The organism is Mesorhizobium sp. M7D.F.Ca.US.004.01.2.1, from assembly GCF_003997785.1.
Lineage (GTDB): Bacteria > Pseudomonadota > Alphaproteobacteria > Rhizobiales > Rhizobiaceae > Mesorhizobium > Mesorhizobium loti.
Genome location: NZ_RZRQ01000328.1, coordinates 1 through 6,497 on the forward strand (window position 1 = coordinate 1; position 6,497 = coordinate 6,497).

The window sequence follows — 6,497 nt, forward strand, 5'->3', positions numbered from 1 at the left end:
CCGCAAGGCGGGTGGCGGCGTGACGGCCGGCGACGCCGAGGTGGCGGCCAATCCGCGCGCCCGTTCGGCCAGGCTGCGCGCGGCGATCCGCACCGAGGCGCCGGCCCGCAGTGGCGACTTTTCGATTTTCGGCCTTCCAAAGCTTCCCGGTATCGACCGGCCGGGGGAGAGGTAGCTAAGTGTTTCGTACCAGCGACATCGTCCTGATCGCCGTCATGGTTGCGGCGGCGGCCCTTACCTACAAGGCCAAGCGCGAGGCCGAGGAACAATTGGCGTCGGTGCAGAAGATCCATGCGCAGATACGCTATGAAGAGGACACGATCGACCTGCTCAAGGCGGACTGGAGCCTGCTCACCCAGCCGTCGCGGCTGCAGAAGCTGACCGAACTCTACAAATCACAGCTCGCATTGGAACCGGTCAGCGCTCGTCAGATCGTCGGCATCGGTGATCTGCCGGCCAAAGCCCTAGACATTCAGGACATCTTGAACGGACGCCAGGGTGGTATGGCCGACAATTCCGACCAAGCGCCTCCGGGCGGCAGGGATCCCGTGGTGACCGGAGGCATCGCCCAATGATCGGCAAACTGCTGAAGCGTCGCGCCAGGACGAGTGAAGACGGATCGATCGTGGTCGATGGCGCCCGCAAGGCGACCGGCGGCAAGGGCAGGACGCGCATCGTGATGACGATGGCGGTGTTCTTCGGCATCTTCTCGACCATTTCCGGGCGGCTGGTCTATCTCGGCTTCCAGACCCCCGACATGTCTGGCGGTCCGCAGAGCCGGGTGACGGCATCGCGGCCCGACATTGTCGACCGCAACGGCGAAGTGCTGGCGACGGACATCAAGACGGCGTCGCTGTTTGCCGAACCGCGCCGGATCGTCGACGCCGATGAGGCGATCGAGAAGCTGTCGACGGTGCTTCCGGACATCGACTATGAGCAGACCTACCACAAGCTGAAGAGCGGCGCCGGCTTTGTCTGGCTGCAGCGGCAGCTGACGCCCAAGCAACAGTCCGACATCATGCAGCTCGGCATTCCCGGCTTCGGCTTCCGCACCGAGAAGCGCCGTTTCTATCCGAGCGGCGAGACCTCGTCCTACATTGTCGGGCTTACCAACATCGACAACCAGGGCATCTCCGGAATGGAGAAGTATGTCGACGAGCAGGGCCTGAGCGACCTGCAGGCATCGGGCCTCGCGGTGGCCAAGGATCTCAAGCCGGTGAAGCTTTCGATCGATCTGCGCGTCCAGCATGTGGTGCGCGACGAGATCGCCGCCGGCCTGGAGCGCTATCGCGCCATGGGCGCTGGCGCCGTTGTGCTTAACGTAAAAACCGGCGAAGTGGTGGCGATGGCCTCGGTGCCGGATTTTGATCCGAACAATCCTTACAATGCACAGGACAAGGACCGGCTGAACCGCATGTCGGCGGGTCTCTATGAGATGGGCTCGACCTTCAAGAGCTTCACCTCAGCCATGGCGCTCGATTCCGGCAAGGCGACCATGGCGAGCCGCTTCGATGCTTCGCATCCAATCCGGGTCGGCCATCAGGCCATTCACGATTTCCACGGCAAGAACCGTGTGCTGTCGTTGCCGGAGGTGTTCCTCTATTCGTCCAACATCGGGTCGGCCAGGGAGGCCGAGATGGTCGGTATCGAGGGGCATCGCGAATTCCTGCATCGCCTCGGCATTCTGGACAAGATGCAGACTGAACTGCCGGAAGTCGCCCGCCCGACTGAACCGAAGGTCTGGAAACAGGTCAATTCGTTCACGATCGCCTTCGGCCACGGCGTGTCGACGACACCGCTGCAAGCGGCTGTAGGCTGCGCGGCGCTGATGAATGGTGGCTTCCTGATGAACCCTACCTTCCTGATACGTACGCAGGCGGAAGCGATGGCCACAGCCAAGAAAGTGGTCAGCGAAAAGACCGTCGAAGGCATGCGCTACCTCTATACGCTCAACGCCGAGAAGGGCTCGGCCAGAAATGCCAGAGTCCCCGGCTACCGGGTTGGCGGCAAGACCGGAACAGCCGAGAAGGTCATCAACGGCCGCTACTCGAAGGAGTTGAATTTCAACACCTTCGTCGCCGCCTTCCCGATGGACGATCCGCAGTACCTTGTGTTTACGATTGCCGATGCCCCGCACCCGGAAAAGCCTGGCATGACAGACGTCGCGGCCTCGAATGCGGGCGTTATGGCGGGAAACATCATCAGACGTGCGGCTGCCATGCTTGGCGTGAAGCCAGATTTCAGCCATGAAAATGGTGCAACGCTGGTTTCCTATCAGTGATTCTTAGGGCGCGCCGGCAACAGCGCGCTATTTTGTTGCGGTGAACGGGACTCGATGAAGCTCAGAGATCTAGCCGGTATCCTGCCCGTCGAGGGAATAGCTTCCGTCGATCTGGAGGTTACAGGGATTTCTTCGGATTCCCGCCAGGTAAAACCGGGCGTTGTCTTTTTTGCGCTCGCCGGAACCAAGGCCGATGGTGCCGTTTATGCCGCCGACGCCGCCGCGCGCGGAGCGGCCGCGATCGTGGCGGGCAAGGGCAGCACCATTGCCGGGCTGTCGGTTGCGGTATTGGCGGTCGATGATCCGCGCCTGGCGCTGGCGCTGAGTGCGGCCCGCTATTTCGGCAAGCAGCCGCAGACCATGGTCGCGGTGACCGGCACCAGCGGCAAGACGTCGGTCGCCGCCTTCACCAGACAGATCTGGGAGCAGGCCGGCTATGCCGCCGCTTCGATCGGCACCACCGGCGTGGTGGCGCCGGGCCGCAACGATTATGGCTCGCTGACGACGCCAGATCCGGTCGCTCTGCATCAATTGCTACGGGAATTGGCCGATGCCGGCGTCACCCACGCCTCGATGGAAGCTTCCAGTCATGGGCTCGATCAGCGCCGCCTCGACGGCGTGAAGCTGGCGGCCGGCGGTTTCACCAATCTCGGCCGCGACCATATGGACTATCACCCGACCATCGAGGACTATCACCGCGCCAAATTGCGCCTGTTCGACACACTGCTGCCGAAGGGCGCGCCGGCCGTGATCTTCGCCGACGATCCGTGGTCGGCGCCGACAATCCAGGCCGCACAGGCTGCCGGGCTCAAGGTGCTGACTGTCGGCCGCCATGGCGATTTCCTCAGGCTAAAGCGGGTCGAGCACGAGCGCCACCGCCAGCGCGCCGAGGTCGAGGCCGACGGCGTGCTCTACGAGATCGACCTGCCGCTGGCCGGTGATTTCCAGATTTCGAACGCGCTGGTTTCGGCGGGGCTTGCCATTTCCACGGGAACACCCGTCGCCAAGGCTTTGATGGCGTTGGAGAAACTGAAGGGCGCGCCGGGCCGGCTCGACCTCGTCGGCACCACCGTCAATGGCGCGCCGGTCTATGTCGATTATACCCACAAGCCCGACGCGCTGGAAAACGTGCTGGCCTCGGTGCGGCCGTTCACCACCGGCCGCGTCATCGTCGTGTTCGGCTGCGGCGGCGACCGCGACCGGGGAAAAAGGCCGATCATGGGCGAGATTGCGACGCGGCTTGCCGATGTCGTCATCGTCACCGACGACAATCCGCGCTCCGAAGTGCCGGAAACGATCCGCGCCGCCATCCTCGCGGCTGCCCCCGGTGCCATCGAGATCGGCGACCGGCGCCAGGCGATCCACGAGGCGGTCGCCATGCTGCATGCCGGCGACACGCTGATCGTGGCCGGCAAAGGTCATGAGGAGGGCCAGACGATCGGCTCCGAGACCTTGCATTTCTCCGATCATGAGGAAGTTCGCGCAGCGCTCACGGAGCGTGCCGCATGAGCTTGCTGTGGACCTCCGAGGCGCTGGTTGCCGCCATGGACGGGCGGCCTCTCGGGCCGATGCCGGAAGGCATTTCAGGCATTTCGATCGACAGCCGCAGCCTGCAGCCGGGCGACGCCTTCTTCGCCATCAAGGGCGAGGCGATGGACGGCCATGACTTCGCAACCGCCGCCATCAAGGCCGGTGCCGGCGTGCTGGTGGTGGCCGAAGGCAAGCTGCCGTCGCTCGGCCGGCTGACGGCGCCGATCATCGTCGTCGAGGATGTGCTGGCCGCGCTGGAAAAACTCGGAGTGGCCTCCCGAGAACGCTCCCAAGCCAAAATCATCGCGGTGACCGGTTCGGCCGGCAAGACGACCACCAAGGAAGCGCTGCGCCATGTGCTGCAAGCCGTCGGAAAGGTGCATGCCTCGGCGCAGTCCTTCAACAATCACTGGGGCGTGCCGCTGACTTTGGCGCGCATGCCCAATGATTGCGACTATGCCGTGTTCGAGATTGGCATGAACCATCCCGACGAGATCCGTCCGCTGGTCAAGATGGCAAGGCCGCATGTCGCCATCGTCACTATGATCGCGGCCGCCCACCTTGGCTTCTTCCGCAATCTGGACGAGATCGCCAAGGCCAAAGCCGAGATTTTCGAAGGATTGGAGCCTGAGGGCGCTGTCGTCCTCAACCGCGACGACGCGCGCTTCAAGATTCTCGACAAGATGGCGCAGGCCGCCGGTGTCGAGCACGTCTACGGCTTCGGCGAGAATGCGCGCTCGACCTTCAAGCTCGTCAAATGCGAATTGCATGCGGATCATTCCGACATCACCGCCAGGATCAGCGGCCACGAGGTGACGGCGCGGATCGGCGCACCCGGCCGCCATATGGTGCAGAACGTGCTGGCGGTGCTGGGTGCGGCGCATCTGGTCGGCGCAGATCTCGACAAGGTGGCACTCGCGCTGGCCGATCTTTCGGCCGAACGCGGGCGCGGCAAGCGCCATGTCCTGCGCCACCCCGGTGGCCCGACTTCGAGCGACCCCGGCGGGCCGATCACGCTGATCGACGAGAGCTACAACGCCAATCCGGCATCGATGGCCGCTGCGATGGCATTGCTCAACGCGACGCCGGTGACGGGCGAGGGTCGTCGCATCGCGGTGCTCGGCGATATGCTCGAGCTCGGCGACCACTCGGCCAAGCTGCATGCTGCCCTTGCCGAGCTCATCGTCGGCACCGGGACACAGACCGTCTTTCTCGGCGGCCCGGAGATGCGGGCGCTGGCCGAGATACTGCCGGCCGAGATCAAGACGGAATACCGCGCCGGTGTCGAGGAGCTGAAGCCGGTGCTGCTTGCCGCGCTGAAGCCGGGCGATGTGGTGATGATCAAATCGTCGAAGGGCATCGGTTTTGCAAAACTGGTCGATGCGCTGCTGGGCAAATTCCCTGCTGAATCGACAACCAGAAAACAGACCTAGGTCGGGGGACGAAAAGCGCATGTTTACACTGCTCGTCGATTTTGCGGACAAGGTCTCGGTCTTCAATGTCTTCCGCTACATCACCTTCCGCACCGGCGGGGCGCTGATCACGTCGGCGCTGATCGTCTTCATTTTCGGGCCGACCATCATCAATTCGCTGCGGCTGCGGCAAGGCAAGGGTCAGCCGATCCGCGCCGATGGACCGCAGACACATTTCAAGAAGGCCGGCACGCCGACCATGGGCGGTCTGATGATCCTGTCGGGCATCATCGGCTCGTCGCTTTTGTGGGCGAACCTGTCGAGCATCTATGTCTGGGTGGTGCTGCTGGTGACGCTGGGCTTCGGCTCGATCGGCTTCTACGACGACTATCTCAAGGTGACCAAGCAGTCGCATCTCGGCTTTTCCGGCAAGGCGCGGCTGGCGCTTGAATTCGTCATCGCCGGCATCGCCGCCTGGGCGATCATGCACAATGGCCAGGCGCCGTTCTCGTCGTCGCTGACATTCCCCTTCGCCAAGGAGTTCATCGTCAATCTCGGCTGGTTCTTCATTCCGTTCTCCTGCTTCGTCATCGTCGGCGCCGGCAATGCGGTGAACCTGACCGACGGCCTGGACGGGCTGGCGATCGTGCCGATCATGATCGCGGCGGCCTCCTTCGGCGTCATCGCCTATCTCTCCGGCAACGCCGTCTTCGCCGAATATCTGCAGATCCATTTCGTGCCCGGCACCGGCGAACTGGCGGTCGTGCTTGGCTCGGTCATCGGCGCCGGCCTCGGCTTCCTCTGGTTCAACGCGCCGCCGGCGGCGATCTTCATGGGCGACACCGGCTCGCTGGCCATGGGCGGCCTGATCGGCACGGTCGCGGTCGCCACCAAGCATGAGATCGTGCTGGTCATCGTCGGCGGATTGTTTGTCGTGGAAATCCTGTCCGTCATCATCCAGGTCGGCTATTTCAAGATGACCGGCAAGCGGGTGTTCCTGATGGCGCCGATCCACCATCATTTCGAAAAGCTCGGCTGGACCGAAAGCCAGGTGGTGATCCGCTTCTGGATCATCGCCGTCATCCTGGCGCTGGTTGGCCTGTCGACCCTCAAGCTGAGATAGGAAGCCCTTTGATCCCCGCCGCATCCTTTTCAGGCAAGCACGTTTCGCTCTTCGGGCTCGGTGGCTCGGGGATCGCGACGGCGCGCGCGCTGATCGAGGGTGGGGCGGACGTGCTGGCCTGGGACGATAATCCCGACAGCGTCGCCAAGGC

Annotated in this window: 5 protein-coding genes and 2 pseudogenes; all 7 read left to right on the forward strand. The window is 63.6% G+C overall.

Going from position 1 to position 6,497, the window contains the following annotated elements:
- Positions 1-175: pseudogene (locus EN993_RS29075) on the forward strand (16S rRNA (cytosine(1402)-N(4))-methyltransferase); the annotation flags it as partial.
- Positions 176-179: 4 nt separating this feature from the next.
- Positions 180-575, forward strand: a complete 396-nt coding sequence (locus tag EN993_RS29080; RefSeq protein ID WP_109668266.1) for a hypothetical protein — start codon at positions 180-182, stop codon at positions 573-575.
- A complete protein-coding gene (locus EN993_RS29085) occupies positions 572-2,281 on the forward strand; it encodes a penicillin-binding protein 2 (protein WP_109668264.1) in 1,710 nt (569 codons plus the stop codon). The genes EN993_RS29080 and EN993_RS29085 overlap by 4 nt, the downstream gene beginning before the upstream one ends.
- A 54-nt stretch (positions 2,282-2,335) precedes the next feature.
- On the forward strand, positions 2,336-3,790 hold the full coding sequence (locus EN993_RS29090; protein WP_127265505.1) for a UDP-N-acetylmuramoyl-L-alanyl-D-glutamate--2,6-diaminopimelate ligase: 1,455 nt from the start codon (positions 2,336-2,338) through the stop codon (positions 3,788-3,790).
- The gene (locus tag EN993_RS29095) at positions 3,787-5,244 is read left to right on the forward strand and encodes a UDP-N-acetylmuramoylalanyl-D-glutamyl-2,6-diaminopimelate--D-alanyl-D-alanine ligase (RefSeq protein WP_127265506.1); all 1,458 of its coding nucleotides are present in this window, start codon (positions 3,787-3,789) and stop codon (positions 5,242-5,244) included. Before EN993_RS29090 ends, EN993_RS29095 begins: the two co-directional genes overlap by 4 nt.
- 19 nt (positions 5,245-5,263) lie before the next feature.
- Complete coding sequence (gene mraY, locus EN993_RS29100) at positions 5,264-6,346, forward strand: phospho-N-acetylmuramoyl-pentapeptide-transferase (RefSeq protein WP_109668258.1); 1,083 nt, start codon at positions 5,264-5,266, stop codon at positions 6,344-6,346.
- Positions 6,347-6,354: 8 nt separating this feature from the next.
- Positions 6,355-6,497: pseudogene (gene murD / locus EN993_RS29105) on the forward strand (UDP-N-acetylmuramoyl-L-alanine--D-glutamate ligase); the annotation flags it as partial.